Here is a 21188-nt window from a genome sequence, read left to right on the forward strand (position 1 = left end):
GGAGGGATCAGGAGGCGCGGCGGGCGCGTGCTGCACGGCGCTTCAGGGCCCGGCGCTCGTCTTCGCTCATGCCGCCCCATACACCGGCATCCTGGCCCGACTCGAGAGCCCACTGCAGGCATGTGTCCACTACGGGACACCGGCGGCAGACGCTCTTGGCTTCCTCGATCTGCAGGAGTGCCGGGCCTGTGTTTCCAACGGGGAAAAACAGTTCCGGGTCCTTTTCGAGGCACGCTGCGCGGTTACGCCAATCCATGCTGATCAGTTGCTCCATTTCTGGGAAGTGCCCTTTGTGAAATTATTCACTAGTAGCTACAAAGGAAAGGGGCCCGGCAGGGCCCCGTTGGTCATCTGAATCAAGCCTGTCATGTTAACGCTGTGTAAACAAGGGGTAATAAGGCTTGAAATCCCCGGAACGCTGAGCGATACATCACAGTGGCGGTACTGGGCCTCACCACTGTCCGACTATGTCCGGTAGGGTGCCAATGTGTCAAGACCTCCGGAAAACCCCGTAGACCCGCAGGCGCCCACAGGGGGGTCCGGGCCAGAACAGCCAAGTGGCCGGGCCCGTCCGCCTGCGGTGCTCGTGGTGGCCGTGATTGTCGCTGCCGAAGCAACCGCCCTGTTGGCTGCGGCCGCCTGGTACGGCTACCAGCTTGCAGCGGGCAGTCCCGTGCTGTCGTTCTGGGGTGCCGTCTTTACGCTGGGGCTGTTGCTGGCGTTCTCGGCCTGGCTGTACGCGGTGGCACTTTTTCTCTACCGCGGATACCGGTGGACCAGGGCTGCTGCCCTGGTGGCCCAGTTGTTTGTCCTCACCATCGGCTTCCCAACAATGAGCGCCGGCCTTCCCGTGGCTGGACTGGCGATGCTGATTCCGGCCGTCACTGCCGTTGTGCTGTTGTTCCAGAACAAGCTCATCACCTTCGCTTCCCGCACGGGCGGTTCCACGCCGGCCCTCTGACTGGCTCGACTCCTTATGTGGGCTGAATGCCGCGTTCGTGCGCTGGCGTTCGGCACTACACATGGGTCTGGTTCCAGCCGGACCAGCCGACTTGGACGTTCCGTGCCCCGTCGCGGGAGATCAGCACTCCTCTGCCGGGTACTGGGTGGGCCTCCATTTCAAACCTGGTTCCAAAGAGGTCACCATCCAGTAGTGAACGGGGTGCCAATAGCACGCCGGTTCCGGACGCGCGGGACTTCATGACCAGCGGCACACGCTGCAGGAGCAGGGGGCTGTAGTTGGCCGTCAGCACCACCGCGCAGCCCAATGCGTTCAGTTCCGACAGGTACTGCAGGGTTTCGGTGGATAAGAGATCGGCATCGTCCACCAGCGCCAAGGTCCCTGGTTGTGCACGGCCCGCTGCTGCCGTCGCCAGCGACTGCTGCCAGTACTCAGCGGCGTCGCTACCTGCCTCGCAGCAAAGCCATGGCCCGCGTGCCGGATTCATCAGAGGCAGCGCGCGCAGGAGGTTCGTTTTCCCCGATCCGGGTCCGCCTAGGACTGTGAGCACGCCTCCGTACGGCAGGCTGATGGATGCTGGCTCGAGCTCATCCCCGCCGATACCAATCACCAAGGGTTGGCCCTTGCTGCCTGCCCCGTTGTTGTTGCCTGTCGCACTATTGGCCGGCTTTGGAGACTCCGGGGTGCTGCTCAGATTGCTCGTTGCGCTGGAACTGATCTTGGTGGCCTGCACCAGCGCAGGAAGTGGTTCGATGCGGAAGGGACGTTTTGTGGGCGCCTTTCCTGGGGCCATGGCCCACTTGCTCAAGGTTTCCAGGTCCGGGTTGTACAGCTGGCTCACTGCAGGGCCGCCGCCGGCGATGGCGCCGAACGCCACGGCCCGTCCTTTATTCTCGGCTGTAGCGGGCATGCGTGGCCACGCTATCCGGCTGTCCGCATTGGATCCGGTGGGGAAATATAGCCGGTTCGCGAGCAAAGCGAACGTCCGGGAACTGACAAGTTCCCTGTCGCCCTCAAGCATCACCACAATGTCCGCCCGGCTGCCGTCCCGGGCCAGATCCTGTACGAGGTCTTCGGCCCAGGCCAAGGGTCCTGCCCGCAGGGCCGATATCCATGATCCCCATCCGGAAATAGCCAGTACCAATGGCACCTCGCTCTTCATCCCACCGTCGCTTAACCGCCGGGCCATCTCCTGTTTCAGGCGCTCCAGCACACGGACCGCCCGCCGGAGCTCGTGCGGGCCTACGTGCGCTCCAATTCGACCGGAGCCGGCAAGGCCACGGAAAGCGCCGCCTGCGCCCAGCAGGTAGCAGTGTGCTTCCACCGGATGGAGGACAATCTGGGAGACGGCGAATTCAAGGGCCTCCAGCGCACCTGAAGACGGGCCGCCGACCAGCGCCAGATGACTGTGCTCCGGGGGCTTCCACACGAGGGGAACCACCTTCTGGTCTTCCGGCAGATCCATCAGTCCGAGTTCGATTGCCCATCCTGCGTTTTTCCCGCTGCCGGGGTGGCCTGCAGACTGTCTGCTGCCAGGAACCGGCAGATTCGAAGGCAGGGGAGCGGCCACCGGAAGCCGGGGTGCCGGTCCGTTCCGGCCGTGCCACAGGTCCTGCACCATCGCCACCAACGGTTGGGCAGCTTGGGCGGGTGTCTGTTGCCCGGGCGGCTGGTCCCCGCTGCTTTCTCCGTCTGCATCACTGGTTCCATCCCGTGTGAAACAGTCCACGGCGTGTTGCACCTTGATAGCGTCTGCCCAGCCAGGCCCGGCACGGGCTGTCCCGATTGTCGCTGTCTGGAATTCCTGCGGCGCTTCAGTACCCCGCGCCATAAAAGCCCGTCCCGGCGTACCCACGCTGATACGTGCTGCATCCTTGGTGTTGATGATGTCGCAAGACTCCATATCGGATTGCACTCGAAGGGCGATGCTGGAGGTGACATTGGCCCGGATGTCCGCTGTGACGGCTCCCTGCGGCCGCTGGGTAGCCATTACCAGGTGGATCCCCAGCGACCGCCCGATCGCTGCGATCCGCATCAATTCCCGCAGCACCTCCGGCGCATCATCAACCAGCATCCTGAATTCATCGATCACAATCACCAGGTGGGGGAGTGGAAAGCTGGGGGAAGCCCCGGTGGAACGGTACGAGGCGAGATCCGGCACCTGGGCGGCAGCCAGAGCTTCCTCCCGCAACCTGATCTCAGCCCTGAGCGAGGCCATGGTCCGTTCGAGCTCGTAGGTGGACAGGTCGGTCAGCATCCCGACGCAGTGGACGAGTTCCGTTAAAGGGCCAAGCCCGGACCCGCCCTTGAAATCAACAAAGAGGAAATTCACGCGGTCTGGCGGATGGCTGAGGGCCAATGCCAGGGCGAACGTGCGGAGCAGTTCTGACTTGCCCGAGCCCGTGGTTCCCGCGACCAGCAGATGCGGGCCGTCTGAGACGAGGTCCAAGCCATGCGTTCCAGCGGCGCTGATTCCCATGGCCACAGGCAATCCATCGGCCTGCGCGCTCTGATTCCACTGGGCCGCGACCCCGGCTGGGGAAAGCGGCAGGAGGTCACTGAGCGCGCAGGAGCCCGGGACAGTCTTGGGTCCTTTGTCCGGCGGGGCCGGTTGCCCAGCGAGGTTCCGGCAGAAATCGGTGAACACTGACTCCGGGGCGAGATCCGGGACGAAGGCAACCTCACCTGCCGGGCCCCGAAGGATGGATGTCCGCTCAGAAATTTCCACCTCCCAAGTTCGGTCACCTCCCCCGGCAGCAGGGAGGAACTGAAGGACCTGCCAGCCAAGCCCTGCCGCCATGGCGGATGCCGCGTCGTCGTCCTGAGCACTCGAAGTTCCGAGCATGATGAGGACACCATGCTGATGGGCGGGACCAAAGCCCTCCGCCAAAATTCTGCGTGCGCCATGAGAGGAAGCGGTGAGAGTGCTGCCGGGCAGGTACCGGGCGGCTAGAGGAAGACGCTCCGCGTCCCCCACGATGAGAACGCGTGTGCTGCGGGCCCTGGGGTAGCCGGAGAGTTGCATGACGAGTGAACGGACCAGGCCGTCGGCTACGGCCTTCGGTCCCCGGAAGGTGGTCCTGGCGATGTCCGGATCCAAAGCGACGGGAACAATGCCCGCGGATGGAACGCCGGCGGAAGGGTCCCCCCGCTCCACTTTCACGTTCGCCGGTTGGAAAGCCTCGCCAAGCCGCAGCCACACACCGGCCTCCTCAACGCCATCGTCGGAGGAGGCAGTCTGTGTCTCGCCGACCTGTTTTTGGCCGCCCTGTTTTGGGCTGCCTTGCTTCTGGCGGGCGGCCAGCATCAGGCATGCAAGCGACGGGCCCGCCAGGCACCGTCGTTTCCGGTCTTCCTCCACGGCAGCCGCAATAGAAGTGGCGAGGTCCCGGCGCTGGCGGCGCCCGGCGGCGAGGGGAACGAGGACGGATACTGCTGAAGCGGCCGAAAAGGCGAGGAACATCCACATTCCCGTTACTACGGCAAGTCCCACCCCGATCAGCAGCGGAAGGGCTGCGGTCAGGATGAGCACTGTCCGGTTGCTTGTCTCCGTTCGGCCGGTGACGGTGAGGGGTTCCTGGGTGGACATCCCGGCGTGGTCCAGTGCTCTTTCCGGCGGGTCCAGCAGAACCAGCGACATTGTTGTGTTCCCGCAGCGGATGACGGAGTCTGTGGAAATGACTGCATTCCTGACCCTCCCGCCGTCGACGTCGATGCCGTTCGCGCTGTCCAAATCGATGATCATGATGTCTGTTTCGGTCACATCGAGGCGGGCGTGTTCACGGGAGAGTTCGGGATCGGGGATCTCGATCCGGGTACCGCTCCTGCCGAGGGTGTACGAGCCGCGGCGTAACGGTACGACGATGCCGGCGCCCACGCCGCTGTGAACGGCCAGGGCGAGGTACGCCTCATCAGCGGGCGCCCGCCGTCGTAATTTACGCGCGCCAGCAAGGGCGGCCCTCTCGACCAGAACTGCGCCATTAACTAAGGGCGCCTCACCCACCGTGAGTGACTGAAGCGCCTTGCTGCTGACCGAGACGCCCCCTGTGCCGAACTGGCGCGTCAGTTCGCCTTGGATGCAGGCACCGGCAGTGCCTTCGGGAGCCTGGATAGTCAGTTCCAGGGGTGTGCCCGGCAGCCCGGATTCCTGGCTGCGGACGAGGGTGCAATGGAATTTCATGCGTACAGATCCTTACGGCCTTTGAATCCACGCTAGCCAGCAGACGGCCACAGCCGCCCCGGCGAGTTGCTGTATGTGGACAAACTCTGTCGGGGCTCGGTTAGGATCGCTACAGACTCGACCGCACTCGCGGTCCCGGCTATGAAGGAGGCACTGTGAGCACTGTTGCAGACAGCGCTGATGTGTCCGAGGAGGCCATCATCGGGGCCGGAACAAAAGTGTGGCATTTGGCACAGGTCCGGGAGTCCGCGCAGGTGGGGGAGAACTGTGTGATCGGCCGCGGGGCCTATATAGGTCCAGGTGCCGTGCTGGGCGACAACTGCAAGGTCCAGAACTATGCCCTGGTGTACGAGCCGGCGGTGCTGGAAGCCGGCGTATTTATTGGCCCTGCGGTGGTGCTGACCAACGATGTTTTCCCCCGTGCAGTGACTCCCGACGGCGGGCTGAAGACAGAGGACGACTGGGACAAAGTCGGCGTCACTATCCGTGAAGGTGCGGCTATCGGGGCCCGGGCGGTGTGTATTGCGCCGGTGACTATCGGTGCTTGGGCAACAGTCGCCGCTGGTGCTGTTGTCACCAAGAATGTGCCCGATTTTGCCCTTGTGGCGGGCGTACCCGCCCGGCGTGTTGGCTGGGTTGGGAAGGCGGGCCACCCGCTGCAGCACGAGGGCGGGGAATGGGTGTGCCCCCGGACCGGAGCCCGGTACGTTGAGCAGGATGGCATCCTGGCGGAGGGGTAGCGCCCACCTTTTGAGTGGGGGCTGGCCCGCCCTGATTCGACGTCCGCCTCGGCGCCTCGGGTAGGCTAGAGCAGCAGACTTTGGACGACATTGTGCTGCCCGCATTCAAACCAGGAGATTTTGTGACCGCTGACCTCGTCATCGTAGGGTCCGGCTTTTTTGGCCTGACAATCGCAGAACAGGCTGCCACTGAGCTCGGCTTGAAGGTCGTCGTCATCGACCGCCGCCACCATATTGGCGGCAATGCCTACAGCGAAAAGGAAGAGCAAACGGGCATCGAGGTGCACCGCTACGGCGCCCACCTGTTCCACACGTCCAACGAACGGGTGTGGGAGTACGTCAACAGGTTCACCAGCTTCACCAACTATGTGCACAAGGTTTACGGCGTGCATAAGGGCGAGGTTTATTCCCTGCCGATCAACCTTGCTACCATCAACCAGTTCTTCAGGGCCAATCTCACCCCTGGCCAGGCGAGGGACTTGATCCAGGAACAGGCCGGAGAGCTTGCCGGAACGGATCCCCAAAACCTCAACGACAAGGGCATCCAGCTGATCGGCCGACCCCTGTACGAGGCATTCATCAAGCACTACACGGGCAAGCAATGGCAGACGGACCCCAAGGACCTGCCAGCCGGCATTATCTCCCGGCTTCCAGTTCGCTACAACTACGACAACCGGTACTTCAACGACAAGTACGAGGGCCTGCCCACCAACGGCTACACGGCCTGGGTTGAAAAAATGGCAGAGCATCCGAACATCGAGGTGCGGCTGAACACCGACTTCTTCGACGAGTCGCATGAATACAGCAAGAACAAGGTTGTTGGGAACATTCCGGTTGTCTACACAGGCCCCGTTGACCGCTACTTCGACTACGCGGAGGGCGATCTGTCCTGGCGCACCATCGACTTTGAGGAACAGGTCCTGGAGGTCGGTGATTTCCAGGGAACGTCGGTCGTGAACTACAACGACGATGACGTGCCCTTCACGCGGATCATCGAACCACGCCATTTCCACCCTGAGCGCGACTACCAAACCGGAAAGACCGTCATCATGCGGGAATTTTCGCGTTTCGCCGAGAAGGGCGATGAACCGTATTACCCGGTCAACACCTCCGCGGACCGGGACCGCCTGCTCAAGTACCGTGACCTCGCCGCAGCGGAAAAGGATGTCCTGTTCGGTGGACGCCTTGGCACCTACAAGTACCTGGACATGCACATGGCCATCGGGTCAGCGCTGACTATGTTCGATAACGCCATTCGCCCCCACTTCAACGGCGGCGCCAAGATCGAAAGTGGAGGAGTCACTGTATGAGCGCCGGGGACGGAGTAAACGATTGGCGCATGATCCAACGGGTCATCCTGCCTTCCGCCGATCAGACAGACACTATCCCGCTGTACGTGGACGCCGGTCCAGCCAGTGGCATCCGCCTGCGGGAGAATGACGAACTTGCGCGCTCGCCGAAACTGCCGGAAGACAAGCTGCAAATGTTCAGCTCCGGTGTGAGCCAGGCACACTTCGAGGACCTGCTCTCGCGGGAATCCATGAGGGTTCGGTCCGGCGAGCAGATCTCCTTCGGCACCTATTTCAACGCATTCCCCGCCAGCTACTGGCGGCGGTGGACGTCTGTCCGGGATATCCGGCTCGTCGTTAGTACAAAGGGCGCCGGCACGGTCACGGTCTACAAGTCGAACGCCAGGGGCTCCATTCAGCGCGTCGACGGTCGCCACGTCGAAGGGGATACCACCTCGATATTCGAGCTGACGCTTAAACCCTTTGGCGACGGCGGCTGGTACTGGTTCGATCTTGCTGCCGGCGCCGACGGGCTGCTTCTCGAAGGCGGGCAGTGGCAGACAGCGGAGGCCGCCCGTGAAAGCGGCCAGGTCACGCTGGAAATCACGACGATGAACAAGCCCGACTTTTGCTTGAATAATGCCCGGATCCTCGCGGAAAACCTCGACGTCCTGACGAATGTCAAGGAAATTCTGATTGTCGACCAAGGCACTCAGAAAGTGCAGGACCAAAAGGGGTTCGCCGACGTTGCGGCGTCCCTGGGCGGCAAGCTGCGCGTCATCAACCAGGCCAACCTCGGCGGCTCCGGAGGCTTTGCCCGCGGCATGTACGAGGCAGTGGAGAACGGCAGCGACTACGTCCTGCTCCTGGACGACGACATCGTGGTTGAACCCGAGAGCATTGTCCGGCTGCTGACCTTTGCAGACCATTGCCGCAAACCGACGATCGTTGGCGGACACATGTTCGACCTCTACAGCCGCAGCGTCCTCCACACCTTTGGTGAGGTGGTCGACCCATACCGTATTGTGCCGGCACAACCACACGCTGATATGGAGTTGCGCCACGATTTCAGCGTTGCGAACCTCCGTCAGACTGCTTGGCTGCACCGGCGCGTAGACGTCGATTACAACGGCTGGTGGATGTGCCTGATTCCAACCAAGGTAATCGAGGAAATCGGGCTGTCCCTCCCGTTGTTCATCAAGTGGGACGACGCCGAATATGGCCTCCGTGCCCGGGAAGCAGGCTTCGCGACCGTGTCGCTGCCCGGTGCGGCGGTGTGGCATGTCTCCTGGGCCGACAAGGATGACATGGTCGGCTGGCAGTCATACTTCCATGGACGCAACCGGCTCATCACTACTCTCATTCACAGCCCTTACCCCAAGGGCGGTCGTGTGCTGCGGGAATCCGTCCAGGCTGACGTCAAGCATCTTGTATCCATGCAATACTTCACCGAGCACGGCCGGATCGAGGCGCTCAAGGACCTTCTGAAGGGACCCGAAGACCTTCACCGGGTCCTTGCCACCAGGCTTCCGGAGATCAACGCGCTGAAATCCGAGTATCCGGATGCGCAGCTGAAGGATGACGTTGATGACTTTCCGGCGCCCAAGCTGAGCCGGGGCCCTATGGGCGGCGCCCCGATCGGCATGCCCCGTAAGAAAGACCTGGTTCCGTGGGGCATCAAGACCGTCTCGCGGCAGCTGATCAAGGCTCCGGCGCCGGAGAGTGCCGAACGTCCGCAGGGTTTCCTGGCGCATCGCGACAACCGCTGGTTCCGGCTCGCCCACTACGACAGCGTCATTGTCTCTAATGCTGAGGGCACGGGCGCCTCCTGGTACCGGCGCGACCCCAAGAAACTGAAGTCCATGCTGGCCGAAGCCACAGCTCTGCATCTCCGGCTCTACCGGGAGTGGGACAAGTTGGCCGAACAGTACCGTGCCGCTGTCCCCGAGATCACCTCGATCGCGGCCTGGAAAAAGACGTTCGACGCCGATACCAAGGACTACAGCTAAATGGCCCGAGAGTTGGACCAACTTATTAAACCCGGAGTGGGTCGCGGGCTCCTGGACATCTACGGCGACCGTTTCCTGCTGAAGCTGCTGGTTCGCAAGGAAATAAAAATCCGATACCGCGGTTCAGTGCTCGGCCTGATGTGGTCCTATGTGAAACCGCTGATGCAGTTTCTGATTTACTTCATCGCTCTGGGGATTTTCCTTAACCTTGAACACGGGACGCCCAACTATGCCATTTACCTGTTTTCGGGCATCGTACTGGTCAACTTCTTCACGGAGTCGTTGTCCAATGCCACCCGTTCAATCGTCGACAACCGCGATCTGATCCGGAAAATCTACTTGCCGAGGGAACTGTTTCCCGCTGCGACAGTATGGGTTTCGGCAGCACACTTCCTGCCGCAACTGATAGTTCTGGTAGGCGCGTGCTTGGTTGTGGGCTGGACGCCGTCCGTCCTGCAACTGGCGGCCGCAGTGTTGATCTTCTTGATGATGGCCGTACTGGCTACTGGCCTCGGGCTGATGTTCGGCGCAGCCAATGTTTATTTCCGTGACTCCGAAAACATCGTGGACATGATCGTGATGGTTGTAACCTGGGCTTCTCCGGTGCTCTATGTTTGGACCATGGTTGAGAGGGTCATGGGACCTTGGTACTGGATCTACCAACTAAATCCCATTACAACCGCCGTCGAAGTCTTCCACTGGGCTTTCTGGGAACCGACGCTGAAATCAGACCAGATGGTACGCGACATCATGCCTCCTGACCTGCTGGGCTTCTGGCTGCCCGTCTCCTTGCTTACCTCACTCGCCGTCCTGTTCCTTGGCCAGCTGATGTTCCGCAGGCTTTCCGTACACTTCGCCCAGGAGCTTTAACATGACGAAGCATGGCCACGTTGCCATTAGCTGCATCGGCGTCCGCAAACAGTTCGTCCTTCGCCACACCAGGTCACTAAAGGAAGCGCTTGTATGGCTGGTTAAAGGCCGCAAAGGGGATCTCTCCAAGAAATTCCTGGCACTCAAGGATGTCACCCTCGAAGTCAAACAAGGCGAAACCGTTGCTCTGATGGGCCTGAACGGCTCCGGGAAATCCACATTACTGAAGCTCATATCCGGAGTTCTCCAACCGGACGGCGGAACGGTCCGAACGCGTGGCAGAGTGGCTGGACTGATCGAGGTGGGCGCAGGGTTCCATCATGATCTCAGTGGCCGTGACAACGTGTACCTCAATGGAGCCATTCTCGGGATGACCGAGAAACAGATCGACGATATGTTCGATTCCATAGTTGAATTCTCGGAGATCGGCGAATTCATCGACACGGAGGTAAAGTTCTACTCATCGGGCATGTATCTTCGGCTTGCGTTTTCCATAGCTGTGCATACTGATCCCGAGGTGTTCCTCATTGATGAAATTCTTGCTGTCGGCGACGAACCGTTTCAGCGCAAATGCATTGCTAAAATCAAGGAACTTTCAGACGCTGGCAAGACCCTCTTTGTAGTGAGCCATGACCTCGATTTGGTGGCCACGGTTTGTGAGCGCGGAGTACTTTTGGAGCACGGGGAGATCATCATGGATGGCGACGTGCACCAAGTCGTAGCCGAACTCAGGCGACGGTCGATGGATCCCGCATAATTGGCCGACAGGCTCGTTGGTTTCAGCTTTATGTCAGTGCCATCCAGTTTTCGATCAGTTTATTCCTGAAAGTGGTGTTTCCGTGTCCTGGTGGCAATCCTTGCCAGTAATCCTTACAGCTGTGCTTTTGATTTTGCTTCCTGGCCTGGCGACATCTTTGGCTATTCGCATGCGGGGAGTTCTTGCAGTCCTCATCGCGCCTGCCTTCAGCGTTGGAACTATTGCCTTCCTGGCCCTGATTTTTCCTTTCATACGAGTTTCCTGGACCCCTGCGCCGGTATTTGTGGGTTGCGCCGTGGTGTCAGCGGTGGCCTTTTTCGTTGCCAGAAGGTGGAGTCCAAGGCATTCTTCTGTCTTCGAACCTCGTGGGCAGGTGCAACTGGCCGCCCTGGCTGGCATCGGATCTGTCCTGACTGCTGTTGTTATTGGCGCACAGATGGCTACAGCAATGATTCAGCCAGGCTCCATTTCACAGACCTACGACAACGTATTCCATCTCAACGCAGTTCGATGGGCAATGGAGTCGAAAAATGCTTCGCCCCTAAATTTGGGAGCCTTTACCGGCATCAGCGCCTACCCTGCCGGCTGGCACGCCATCGTGGCCATTGTGGGCGGTTTGACCGGAGCGAGCATCCCCGTTCTGGTGAACTCGACAAGCGTTGCAATAGGTACTGTGGCCTGGCCGCTCAGCTGCCTCTTTTTGACTCTGGCAGTTGCGGGGTATCGTAGGGCGACGATCGTTGCTACGTGTGTTTTCTCAGCCGCCTTCGCGACGTTCCCGATCCTGATGATCGATTGGGGTGTTCTCTATCCCAACCTTCTCTCGATTTCCATTTTGCCGGCAGCATTGGGGCTGGCGTTCACTGCACTCGGGCTGGGTTATCACAACCGTCCCCCTGCGGCAATTGCCTGGTTGAGTCTGGGGGTCGCTGTTGCAGGAGTAGCCCTTGCGCACCCCAGTACGCTTGTGGCTTTTTTGGCGTTTGCTCTGCCAGGGGCACTCGGAGTCTACTACTGCAGGATGAAAGAGCTTTGGCCTGCCGGATCAAGAGATTCAAAACGCCAGGCGTGGCTTCTGTCGATTGGCCTCATGGCTGGCCTGATGGTTCTGACGGCCGTTTGGTATTTCCTTCGGCCACCGTCCGATGCGGCGAACTGGCGGCCCGTCGAAACACCTCCTCAAGCTATCGGAGAGCTTCTTTTCAATGCTCCCTTGGGCCGTCCATCCCAGGAGATACTGAGCATTTGCCTCTTGGCGGGCGTGATCCACTTATGGATCACGAAATCCCGGCGGTGGCTGATTGGTACATATCTGATCGGAGCTGCTCTGTTTTTCTTTGCCGCTGGATATGACGCGCCGATCAGGAAATTTGTCACGGGTGTCTGGTACTTCGATAGCTACCGTCTGGCGGCATTGCTGCCTACAGTCGTATTAGGGCCGGCCGTCATTGGTGCCCTCTTCCTGTGGGATTGGGCGCGGAAGAAGATCTGCAAGGCCGACAGTTCTGCATTCGTAAAACTGCGGCTTCCCGGAAACCCTGGTTCTGGGCGACAGCGCGCCCTTATTGCGGTATTTGCAATTCTGGCCTTTGTTCCAATTGCCCCGCAGTTACTTCCGATTAATTACGCCGCCTACCAAGCGCACTGGCAATACCGTAGCGACGACAATGCTGCACTGTTGTCCCCCCAGGAGAGAGAGTTGCTGGAGCGCCTTCCACAGACGACTGAGCCTGGTGCGGTCATTGCAGGCTTGCCAAGCAGCGGAACGTCTCTCGCGTACGCGCTGTCGGACCGTAAAGTTATTCAGCCCCACATTCTTACGACTCATGGGTCCGATATAGACGTTGTTAATGCCGGGCTCAAGGATGCGGCTCAGTTCCCCGCCGTCTGTGAGGCTGTCCGAAGCCTCAACGTCCGCTACGTCTTGGATTTCGGCACCAGGACTGTCACCGGTACCCTTGCCGGTTACGGTGGGGTCATGGATCTAAGGGAAAATAAGAGCCTGGAACTGGTGGATTCAGAAGGGGCCAATGCGCGGCTGTTCAAAGTAGTTGCCTGCTGGCAGGAATAAGGTTCACCTGCACTCCCGGCCCGACTCGCCCTTCCGGTTTTGCCGCGCCCCTGGAAGGGACTGAGGAAGGAAAAGGGCGCTAAGGTGTTACCGCCAGTGGGGACGCGACCACCACCACGTTCTTGCCCCAAGGATCATTGATGTGGCAACTGATCAGGACCAAGTTGTTCGGTACTACAGACCAAATGTTGCTGTCCTTCATTGTCGACTTGGATTGAGTGGCGACGGTATCCACCTTGTACTCCACCTTCCCTGTGGCCGTTACAACCGTTAGTCTGTCCCCGGGAGCGGCTTTAGTGCTCAAATGATTGAAGGGAGCGTCTTGGTCCACCCAAGTATGCCCGACAATGTAGGTGGTGTTCGTGGAGCCTGCCCCCGGTGAGCCGAAGGAAGCCAGCCAGTATCCGTCTGTCGTCTCCGGTGGTACTAGACTGCGGCTGGCGACGGCTTGGCTGTCCGGTTCCAGGCTGTGGACCTGTACGTTGATGCTGGCCGCTGGATAATATATTTGCTTCGGCGGTGAAGCTACGGGACCGCTCGTTGGCTGCAACAGCTGTCCTTGTTCAATAACAGTCTGCGGCGACTGGGGAGTGATTTTGGCTGAGGGGACGAAACCTGCGATTAAGGGCAGTACCCCCAGAAAGACGATCAGCATTGAGGAGCGACGGACCTGACAGTGTCGTCCTCGCAGCACCGTAATTAGCCGACAACTTTCTTCGCACGGATCCTTGTTCTCCACAAAATCCCCATGCCGGTGCCCGCGACAAGGGCGCTGGCGCCAATCAGCCAGGTGAAGTTCGCATGGCCGGATTCCGCCCGGTCGGGGTGTCCCTGTACGGCGCCATTCACGTTGTAGCCCAAGTTAGTAGAAGTACTTGCCGGTACCTTCGCCGGAGCGGCCGGCGAAACGGGAACGACCGGGCCGACTCTTGCCACCGTGGCTTCGACGCAGCCAGCGTTGTATATAGAAACATTCTCCGGGGTCATGTTTTGGCCAGCAGGATTGCCGCCGAACCCGGGAAACGGAATGATGTCGCCGGTATGGCTTCCGTGGCCATTCAGATCATGAATCATCCCGTGGACCGATACAAAGAAAGGCTCATAGGACCCCGCCTCTGTCACATGGCAGATCAGTGCACCGGGCGGGTAGGTGTCCGGAGCGGCAAATGCAGGAGCGGTCCCGCCAGTTGCCCCCAGTACTGCAATTCCCAAGACGGCACAAGCTTTCCGCATTTTCTGGCCCCCACCCATAGTTTGCCCGCTCTTTGAGCTAGTTTGAAGGCTAGATCACGATCACCTATTCGTCCACCGAACGGGGGGAGCAGAAGGTCCGAGACCTTGCCGACCTTCACCGACACCCATGGGGCTCAATTCGTATTTCCTTGACTGGCGAGGGCGGAACTACCGGTTACTTCTTCTCGGTAATCGTTCCCAGCAGTGTCTTGAGCTTGTCCCAGGTTTCGACGTTGCATGTATTGTCACGACGGAAGCTGGTCCTGACCTGTTTACTGTTGATTTCCCCGAAAACATCGGCGATATTCGGCTGATCAACAGCCGCACATTCTTCGCTGGTTTCGGCGGAGTCATACTCCAGGAGACTGGGCTGCCGGTCTAAGGTCTCACAAGCTTTGTGTCCATCGGGCAAGTCTGTTCCCTCGACCGCCGAAGATCCTACGCAAACAAGGTGGTGTGTTGACTGTTGCCCGGCATTTCCCTTAAGGGTGGTCACCGTTAGTCGCACATTCGGCTCTTCAACCGGCGGGGAATACGTGGGGTTGATTGTTTGTGTGGGTTGGGTCGACGGTGTTGGCGACTCCTTTGGCGGTGCATCGACGATGCTGCAGGAGCTGAGGGCCATGCTGGCGACAACTACCGAGAGAGTAACTTTGAGTCGGGTTCGCATTGAGTTCCTTGCTGAAGTGCAGCCCTTGCGATCATGGAATTTGTCGCTATTGCAGTGTCAAATGTATCGCTTCGCCGAAGACCCCACCTTTTGTCAGTCCTCCAGGAGTTCCAGAAGATAGGCCCCGTAGCCGCTCTTAACCAGGGGCTCGGCGCGCCGCCGCAGGTCGTCGTCTGAAAGGAAGCCCAGGCGCCAGGCGATTTCCTCTGGTGCTCCAATTTTCTGGCCCTGCCGGTTTTCCACGGTACGGATGAAATTCGATGCGTCGCTGAGGTCGTTGAAGGTGCCTGTATCCAGCCAGGCAGTTCCTCGGGGGAGGATTTCCACTTGCAGGAGCCCGCGTTCAAGGTACACCTTGTTGATATCGGTGATTTCCAACTCGCCGCGGGCCGAGGGGTTGAGGCTTTTCGCGATGTCGGTGACGTTGTTGTCGTAAAAGTAGAGGCCAGGAACGGCGTAGTGGCTCCGCGGCTTCGCTGGCTTCTCCTCCAGCGAGAGTGCCTTGCCGTCCGCGTCGAACTCCACTACGCCGTAAGCAGAGGGGTCCTTGACCCAGTATCCGAACACCGCGCCGCCTTCGATGTTCGAGTGCCGGCGCAGCTGGGTACCCATACCCTGCCCGTAAAAGATGTTGTCACCAAGGACCAGCGCGACGGTGTCGTCGCCTATGTGGTCGGCGCCGAGGATGAACGCTTGTGCGAGGCCATCCGGACTGGGCTGCTGGACGTAGGAGAGGTTCACTCCGAACTTCGAACCGTCACCCAGCAGGCGCTGGAATTGATCAGCGTCCTGCGGCGTGGTGATGATGAGGATGTCGCGGATGCCGGCCAGGATCAATGTGGACAAGGGGTAGTAAATCATCGGCTTGTCGTACACCGGTACTAACTGCTTGCTGATGCCAAGAGTGATGGGATGGAGCCTGGAACCGGTACCCCCGGCAAGGATAATTCCGCGCATTAGTCCATCATTGCGGCAGCTTCGGCGTGGGGCAAACCGGGGGTAACCGCCGACACGATAGAATTGCGTGTCAGCATCAATACCGTTTAGCCGAACCCGGAGTCCGCGTGTCATCAAGAAAAGCCCCTGCAGGACTACTCCTGGGGCGGCCGCTCGATCCCCGGAACAACAGCTTGAACCTCATCCGGCTGATCCTGGCCCTTGCGGTCCTGGTACATCACAGCTGGCCACTGACTGGTGCTGCCAATGAGCCGATCTTCGCAGGCGAGACACTGGGTGGCTGGGCCGTTTCTGGCTTCTTTGTGATCAGCGGTTACCTCATCACTGGCAGTAGGTTCAGCCACGGATTGGGCGACTACCTGGTGCACCGTCTAGCCCGGATCATGCCGGCATTTATAATTTGCCTCGCCACCATGGTGGTTTTCTTTGCACCCGTTGGATACATCGTGGCAAAGGGAAGCCTTTCGGGGTACTTCGGCACAGCAACTTCTCCATTGAATTTCTTCATCTCGAACCTCACTTTGAAGATGAACCACTACGACATCGCTGGAACGCCTCTGAATGTCCCTTACTCCGGGGCGTGGAACGGCTCATTGTGGAGCCTCTACTACGAGTTTTTGTGCTATCTCGTGGTGGCCGCGCTTGGATGCTTTGCAATTTTTCGGAAGTCTCCCTGGTTCCTGACCCTTCTTTTCGGTGCATCGGTTCTCGCGCAGGCAAACATCGACGTGATCAACCGTTACACCAACGGAAACTTTGATGTGGTGCTCTTATTGAAGCTTCTGCCTTTTTTCCTTGGAGGTGCCGTTCTGTTTGTTTGGAAGTCCAGAATCGGAATTCACTGGGCTCCGGCCGTCGGCGGCCTCGTTGTGACGCTGCTCATGGTTTCCGCGTTTCCGGCTTGGGGTGGCCAGGCATCCGGAGTGCTGATCGCCTATGTCACCCTTTGGATTTCAACCTGGCTTCCACAGCCAAAGCTCATTGCTAAGAACGACGTCTCCTATGGTGTGTACATATACGCCTTTGCGTTCCAGCAGCTGTTGGCAGTTTTCGGTGGCGACGAATGGGGTTTGGTGCTGTTTTCCTCGGCAGCCGCGGCCCTCACTATTCCCACAGCCATCGCCAGCTGGCTGTGGGTCGAACGTCCTGTGATGCGCAGGGTCCGGAGGAAGGACCACAGTCCGACGCCTCCACCGGCCGACAAATTGCTTGCTCGTCCAGACCGCGACTCCTTAACCAGCGCTGATACCGTCCGCACGCCGTCGTGACTGCAGTGCAAGCAGAGCGGGCCGCTCAGCGTGGGTTTTCTTCCCGTGCCCGTCGTGGCCTGGGCAGACGTGGCGGCTGGCTGCTTCCGACGCCGCGGAGGCAGAAACCGATCACCCTGCTTATTGGGTCGGCAGCGGCAATGGCTACGGCCGTGATTGTTGCCGCTCTGCGCCTGGCAGGGTTCCTGACCGGGGGCTGGGCTTTGGCGCTGCTGTTAGTCTGCCTGGTCGCACTGCCTGTAGCCCGGACTGTCTCGGCACGCATTGCCGTGACCCTCAGCGTTCTGTTGGGTCTCGTGCCGTTGCTGTGGTGGGTTCCTTCAGGATTTGGTCCGCTGGGGCGCGGCACGCTGGTGTTGGCTGCCGCCGCGGGTGCGGTTGCCTTCGCAGCAGCCAAGGGCGGGTTTAAGACGGGCGCCCGTCGTCTGGTTCCGGAAATTGCCTGGCTCGATGCCGTTCCGATCGCAGCTGCAGGATTGTCCATATGGGTCCACTTCAACCTGCTCTCGATCCGCGCCTACGACAAGGTCCTGGGTCTATTGACTATGAACTGGGACAACGCGTCCCACTTCGACATCTTTAGCATGCAACGGCTCTACGGCCGGGTTATACCACTGTTGGGAGCTTCGCCCGATGGCAGTGAATGGTCCTTCCAGGACTACCCGCAGGGATTCCATGGCATAGTTGCCATCTTCGCCGAGCTAACGTTTGGCAAATCAGCAGGAACTCCGTTCGATGAACTGGTCAACTACGCCAATGGCAGTTCCTTGGTTTCGGTTCTGGTGGCAGTCATGGTCCTTGCGGCACTCGCATCGTTGCCTGCGTTCCGTCGCTGCCCCGTCAAGGCCTTTCCTGCCTTGATGCTGGTCGCAGCGGGTTGGATCTTTGGACCCGGATCTTCGGCGTCCCTCCATGGGTTCCCAAATTTCTTTTTGGCAGCAGGGCTGGCTTCTGTCGCCATAGTTCTGGGAGCAACAATGGACCGGCCGCTCAGGCCTTCGTCACTACTCCCGTTTGTGGCCTGTGTTGTGGGTGTCGCCCATAATTGGGCCCTCCTGGAAGTACTGGTGCTGGGTGCCATCGTGATGGTGCTCCAGCCTTGGGAACGGGAGCGCTGGCGTGCAACCCGTTCCGGTTACTTGATCGCAAGCATAATCGTCCTGGTGGGCGCAACCGGCCTGGCCCTCGCCATCGGCCAATTGGTCGGGGTTTCCACAGAAGCTGTTCTTTACGGTGTGGGTGGAGTCCCCATACCTGACCTTGGCCAACTGGCCGTGATCCTGCTCGGCACTTCAGCCTTGGCCGCGCTCGTATTCGGCAAGGCTCCCGGGAACTTCGGCGGCACCCAGCAACGACTTCGCTGGTCTTTTGCAGGCCTTGCTGCCGGGTTCGTGCTGGGATGTGTCATGGCCTTGGCTCAGCTCAGTAAGGGCGGGACGCTCACGTATTACTCGCACAAGCTGGCAATCGCGATGTGCCTAACGGGGCTCGTGACTATGGCTCTGGCCTTCGCCGCATGGCTGGAAGCTGTCCGGAAACGTGGCCTGTCAGGGAAACTTGCGGGCGCTGCAACCCACGGACGGGACCGATCCAGCCGTAAGACTTTCCGCCATGCGCCGGGACCGACCGCAATGGTGGCTTCTGCCCTGGCCGCTGTTGCCGCAACACAGGTGTTTGGCTTCACTTTTCCATTGGATGCGCTGGGCCTGCCCCCGTCGTCCCCATCGGCGGTTGCCATGGCCAAGGAATTCAAGGTCCTCGATGAGGTGCCCCGCTCGATTGCCATGCTGATGTCGGCGACGAAAGACCGCCAAGGTCAACCGGCTGTCTACGTAACGACCCGGCCCGCGGAGATCGACGCTATACTCGCGAAGCAGTGGTATGACGGTCTCACCGCAACGTATACGGAAAGAGGTTGGGAGCTTTCCCTGAATATGTTCGCCCTTAGCGGCGGACCGGACAATCTGCGGGTTGTGGTGAACAAGATTATGAAAGCGGACCCATCGGCTCTGATTGTTGTTGATCCAGAAAACCAGGCTGCACTCAACCATATCCTGGCGACACTGGACAAGTAAGTACACTGCTTCGCTCGATCAGCGCTTCTGATTATTAAAGCCGGCGACGGCGGCACCTGATGATGCCGCCGTCGTCACTCACTGGCTGATTAGTAAGGCTGCACATCCGGTTGAGCGCTAATCCAGGTGCTGAGCCGCTCTATGCCTTGTTCCAGGTTGTACTGGGGCTTCCATCCAAGCGTCGCTTTGGCAGCTTCGACGTCGGCCCATGCGTGCCGTACATCGCCTTGGCGGTACTGCCCCGTTACGTGGGGCTCGGGGGCGCCATAGTGGGCAGCGATGATTCTGGCTGCAGTACCAATGGTTTGGAATTCCCCCGAGCCAATATCCATCGGCTCACCCTGGACGTTGGGGGCAAGGGCACCTGCCACAATGGCGGAGGCGACGTCTTCGATGAGTACGAAGTCGCGGCGCACTTCTCCGTCCTCATACAGGGGGATGGACTTGCCGCCCATGGCCATACGGCAGAACAAGCTCATGATCCCGGTGTAGGGGTTGATGAGGGACTGGCCGGGTCCATAAACGTTCTGGAGCCGCAGAATGACGGTCTCCACACCGTAGGATTTTGCCCAGGCCTGAAGGATGTTCTCCTGGGCGAGCTTGGTGGCACCGTAAACGCTGACAGGAGCGGGGAAGGTCTCCGAAGCCTTCATAGCGGCAGGCACGGCATTCGGGAAATCCCATTGGCCCTGGTCCAGTGTGGCGCTGGTACGCTGTCCGGGGTAGAAGCGGTGACCCTCGGCGTCGACCCAGGGGCCTTCACCGTAAATGGCGCGGCTGGAGGATAGTACAATCCGCCGGGGCAGCTTCCCATGCCGGTTCAGCCCATCCAGGAGCTGCGTTGTGCCCACCACATTGACGTGGGCATGGCGGGTTGACTCCTGCAACGATTGGCCGGTACCCGTTTCCGCGGCGAGGTGGATGACGACGTCAGGCGTGGCATCCGCCAGGACTTTGTCCCAGGTCTGCGCGTCGGTGATGTCCGCAACAACAAGCTCGACACCTTCATGCAGCTCGACGGGACGCTCGCCGGACGCATGGATCTGTGGGTGCAGGTTGTCCACGACCACCACTCGGTGGAAGTTGGCAACCAGATCGCTTGAGATGGCGCAGCCAATGAAACCGGCACCGCCGGTCACCAGGACCGTTCCCTGTGCCTGGGTTTCCGGGGCGGGAGTTGTCATGAAGGGCCTTTCTGGAGCTGAGTTTTAGTTACCGAAGGTGTGACTGAGGAGGACTTTGACGGCCGGGAAATTCTTGCTGGCGAGGGCTTTCGGCAGAAGAGCGAGGGCGTGGGCGCGGGATGTCAGCCGCAGCTTTGCTGCCCGTGAAGCCTTCGTCCAACCGTTGAGAGTTGCCTGCTCTGCCGATACTGCGAAGTAGTCACGTTCCCCAGCGAACCTGGAGCCATCAACCAGCTTGGTGGAAGATGCGCTTTCCGAGTGGCGTCGGTAAGAAAAGCAGACGGTGGGCTCAAGGAGGAGCAAATCACCGCGGTAGACCATATCCATGACCAACGCCAAGTCCTGGATGATGGGGAAGCCGGAACGGAACTCGACGGCGCGAATTTTATCGGTGCGGAAAGCCAGTGAAGGCCAGTAGAGCCAATCACCGTGCATCAGATTGGTGGCAAGGTGCTCTCCGGAAAGGAGGCGGGATCCACGCGAACGGGGCCGAACGATGTGCTGCTTGGTGCTGTCCGCCAGGGTTCGCACCACGGCACCTTCTTCGTCAATGACCTGGACGCCGGGTTGGATAATAGCGGCTTCGGGGAACCTCTGATGGGCGCGGTTGATGACCGTGACGTAATTGGGCAGCAGAACGTCGTCACAGCCGAGGATAACCATTACCTCTTCGGTAGCGAGAGAGACGCAGGTCTTGTAATTCTCCGTAATTCCAGCGTTTTGTTCCTTACGGATGTACTTGACACGGGGATCGTCGATGGCGCTCATGTAGCGCTGGATTTCATTGTCGGGATACGCGTCATCCACGACTGTGAGGAGCCAGTCGTCTGAGTCCTGGTCGAGGACGCTGCGAACCGTCTCTTTCATGTATTCCGGGTCGCCCCAATAAGGAATGAAGATATCAAGTGGCATGAAGAATCCAAT

General features: G+C 59.8%; 17 protein-coding genes. 9 read left to right on the plus strand and 8 right to left on the minus strand.

Features of this window, described 5'->3' with window-relative positions; translation table 11 throughout:
* Nucleotides 1-7: 7 nt before the first annotated feature.
* Nucleotides 8-256: a WhiB family transcriptional regulator gene (locus QRN11_RS14755; protein ID WP_015937605.1), complete on the minus strand. Its 249-nt coding sequence runs from the start codon at nucleotides 254-256 to the stop codon at nucleotides 8-10.
* A gap of 324 nt (nucleotides 257-580) precedes the next feature.
* On the opposite strand from QRN11_RS14755, the gene QRN11_RS14760 reads away from it, so the two are divergent.
* Nucleotides 581-961 carry a hypothetical protein gene (locus tag QRN11_RS14760; protein WP_142058626.1) on the plus strand — a complete coding sequence of 127 codons (381 nt, stop codon included), beginning with the start codon at nucleotides 581-583 and terminating at the stop codon, nucleotides 959-961.
* A gap of 55 nt (nucleotides 962-1016) precedes the next feature.
* Here the strand turns inward: QRN11_RS14760 and QRN11_RS14765 are convergent, their stop codons facing one another.
* The gene (locus tag QRN11_RS14765; RefSeq protein ID WP_285313356.1) at nucleotides 1017-5141 is read right to left on the minus strand and encodes a type VII secretion EssC family protein; all 4125 of its coding nucleotides are present in this window, start codon (nucleotides 5139-5141) and stop codon (nucleotides 1017-1019) included.
* A 155-nt stretch (nucleotides 5142-5296) separates the two neighbouring features.
* On the opposite strand from QRN11_RS14765, the gene QRN11_RS14770 reads away from it, so the two are divergent.
* From QRN11_RS14770 to QRN11_RS14795, 6 genes are all read left to right on the plus strand, one after another.
* Complete coding sequence (locus tag QRN11_RS14770) at nucleotides 5297-5881, plus strand: acyltransferase (RefSeq protein WP_091415562.1); 585 nt, start codon at nucleotides 5297-5299, stop codon at nucleotides 5879-5881.
* A gap of 122 nt (nucleotides 5882-6003) precedes the next feature.
* On the plus strand, nucleotides 6004-7191 hold the full coding sequence (gene glf / locus QRN11_RS14775; RefSeq protein WP_285313357.1) for a UDP-galactopyranose mutase: 1188 nt from the start codon (nucleotides 6004-6006) through the stop codon (nucleotides 7189-7191).
* Nucleotides 7188-9179, plus strand: a complete 1992-nt coding sequence (locus QRN11_RS14780; protein ID WP_285313358.1) for a glycosyltransferase — start codon at nucleotides 7188-7190, stop codon at nucleotides 9177-9179. The genes glf and QRN11_RS14780 overlap by 4 nt, the downstream gene beginning before the upstream one ends.
* The gene (locus tag QRN11_RS14785) at nucleotides 9180-10049 is read left to right on the plus strand and encodes an ABC transporter permease (protein ID WP_285313359.1); all 870 of its coding nucleotides are present in this window, start codon (nucleotides 9180-9182) and stop codon (nucleotides 10047-10049) included.
* Between the two features lies 1 nt (nucleotide 10050).
* Entirely contained in the window at nucleotides 10051-10806 is a 756-nt protein-coding gene (locus QRN11_RS14790) for an ABC transporter ATP-binding protein (RefSeq protein ID WP_285313360.1), read from the plus strand.
* Between the two features lie 121 nt (nucleotides 10807-10927).
* The gene (locus QRN11_RS14795) at nucleotides 10928-12877 is read left to right on the plus strand and encodes a DUF6541 family protein (RefSeq protein WP_285313361.1); all 1950 of its coding nucleotides are present in this window, start codon (nucleotides 10928-10930) and stop codon (nucleotides 12875-12877) included.
* A gap of 79 nt (nucleotides 12878-12956) precedes the next feature.
* Here the strand turns inward: QRN11_RS14795 and QRN11_RS14800 are convergent, their stop codons facing one another.
* The 4 genes from QRN11_RS14800 to rfbA form a co-directional block, all read right to left on the minus strand.
* On the minus strand, nucleotides 12957-13532 hold the full coding sequence (locus QRN11_RS14800; RefSeq protein ID WP_285313362.1) for a class F sortase: 576 nt from the start codon (nucleotides 13530-13532) through the stop codon (nucleotides 12957-12959).
* Between the two features lie 44 nt (nucleotides 13533-13576).
* Complete coding sequence (locus QRN11_RS14805; RefSeq protein WP_285313363.1) at nucleotides 13577-14089, minus strand: hypothetical protein; 513 nt, start codon at nucleotides 14087-14089, stop codon at nucleotides 13577-13579.
* 196 nt (nucleotides 14090-14285) lie between these two features.
* Nucleotides 14286-14780, minus strand: coding sequence for a hypothetical protein (locus QRN11_RS14810; RefSeq protein ID WP_285313364.1), 495 nt, complete (start codon nucleotides 14778-14780; stop codon nucleotides 14286-14288).
* Between the two features lie 93 nt (nucleotides 14781-14873).
* Nucleotides 14874-15737, minus strand: a complete 864-nt coding sequence (gene rfbA / locus QRN11_RS14815; RefSeq protein ID WP_285313365.1) for a glucose-1-phosphate thymidylyltransferase RfbA — start codon at nucleotides 15735-15737, stop codon at nucleotides 14874-14876.
* Between the two features lie 173 nt (nucleotides 15738-15910).
* On the opposite strand from rfbA, the gene QRN11_RS14820 reads away from it, so the two are divergent.
* Together QRN11_RS14820 and QRN11_RS14825 are read left to right on the plus strand one after the other, a co-directional pair.
* Nucleotides 15911-17005 (plus strand): acyltransferase family protein, encoded by a 1095-nt coding sequence (locus QRN11_RS14820; protein WP_285313366.1) that lies wholly within the window; start codon nucleotides 15911-15913, stop codon nucleotides 17003-17005.
* 140 nt (nucleotides 17006-17145) lie between these two features.
* Complete coding sequence (locus QRN11_RS14825) at nucleotides 17146-19080, plus strand: hypothetical protein (protein WP_285313367.1); 1935 nt, start codon at nucleotides 17146-17148, stop codon at nucleotides 19078-19080.
* Nucleotides 19081-19169: 89 nt separating this feature from the next.
* Here QRN11_RS14825 and QRN11_RS14830 read toward each other — a convergent pair whose 3' ends face one another.
* Both QRN11_RS14830 and QRN11_RS14835 read right to left on the minus strand, forming a co-directional pair.
* On the minus strand, nucleotides 19170-20264 hold the full coding sequence (locus QRN11_RS14830; protein WP_285313368.1) for an NAD-dependent epimerase/dehydratase family protein: 1095 nt from the start codon (nucleotides 20262-20264) through the stop codon (nucleotides 19170-19172).
* Between the two features lie 24 nt (nucleotides 20265-20288).
* Nucleotides 20289-21176 (minus strand): glycosyltransferase family 2 protein, encoded by an 888-nt coding sequence (locus tag QRN11_RS14835; RefSeq protein ID WP_285313369.1) that lies wholly within the window; start codon nucleotides 21174-21176, stop codon nucleotides 20289-20291.
* Nucleotides 21177-21188 lie beyond the last annotated feature (12 nt).

Source organism: Pseudarthrobacter sp. fls2-241-R2A-168 (assembly GCF_030209335.1).
Lineage (GTDB): Bacteria > Actinomycetota > Actinomycetes > Actinomycetales > Micrococcaceae > Arthrobacter.

Coding starts and splice junctions, on each gene's coding strand:
- QRN11_RS14785 (WP_285313359.1), top strand. CDS start 9,180: ATGGCCCGAGAGTTGGACCAACTTATTAAACCCGGAGTGGGTCGCGGG.
- QRN11_RS14825 (WP_285313367.1), top strand. CDS start 17,146: ATGGCTACGGCCGTGATTGTTGCCGCTCTGCGCCTGGCAGGGTTCCTG.
- QRN11_RS14800 (WP_285313362.1), bottom strand. CDS start 13,532: ATGCTGATCGTCTTTCTGGGGGTACTGCCCTTAATCGCAGGTTTCGTC.
- rfbA (WP_285313365.1), bottom strand. CDS start 15,737: ATGCGCGGAATTATCCTTGCCGGGGGTACCGGTTCCAGGCTCCATCCC.
- QRN11_RS14765 (WP_285313356.1), bottom strand. CDS start 5,141: ATGAAATTCCATTGCACCCTCGTCCGCAGCCAGGAATCCGGGCTGCCG.
- QRN11_RS14755 (WP_015937605.1), bottom strand. CDS start 256: ATGGATTGGCGTAACCGCGCAGCGTGCCTCGAAAAGGACCCGGAACTG.
- QRN11_RS14835 (WP_285313369.1), bottom strand. CDS start 21,176: ATGCCACTTGATATCTTCATTCCTTATTGGGGCGACCCGGAATACATG.
- QRN11_RS14810 (WP_285313364.1), bottom strand. CDS start 14,780: ATGCGAACCCGACTCAAAGTTACTCTCTCGGTAGTTGTCGCCAGCATG.
- QRN11_RS14790 (WP_285313360.1), top strand. CDS start 10,051: ATGACGAAGCATGGCCACGTTGCCATTAGCTGCATCGGCGTCCGCAAA.
- QRN11_RS14780 (WP_285313358.1), top strand. CDS start 7,188: ATGAGCGCCGGGGACGGAGTAAACGATTGGCGCATGATCCAACGGGTC.
- QRN11_RS14830 (WP_285313368.1), bottom strand. CDS start 20,264: ATGACAACTCCCGCCCCGGAAACCCAGGCACAGGGAACGGTCCTGGTG.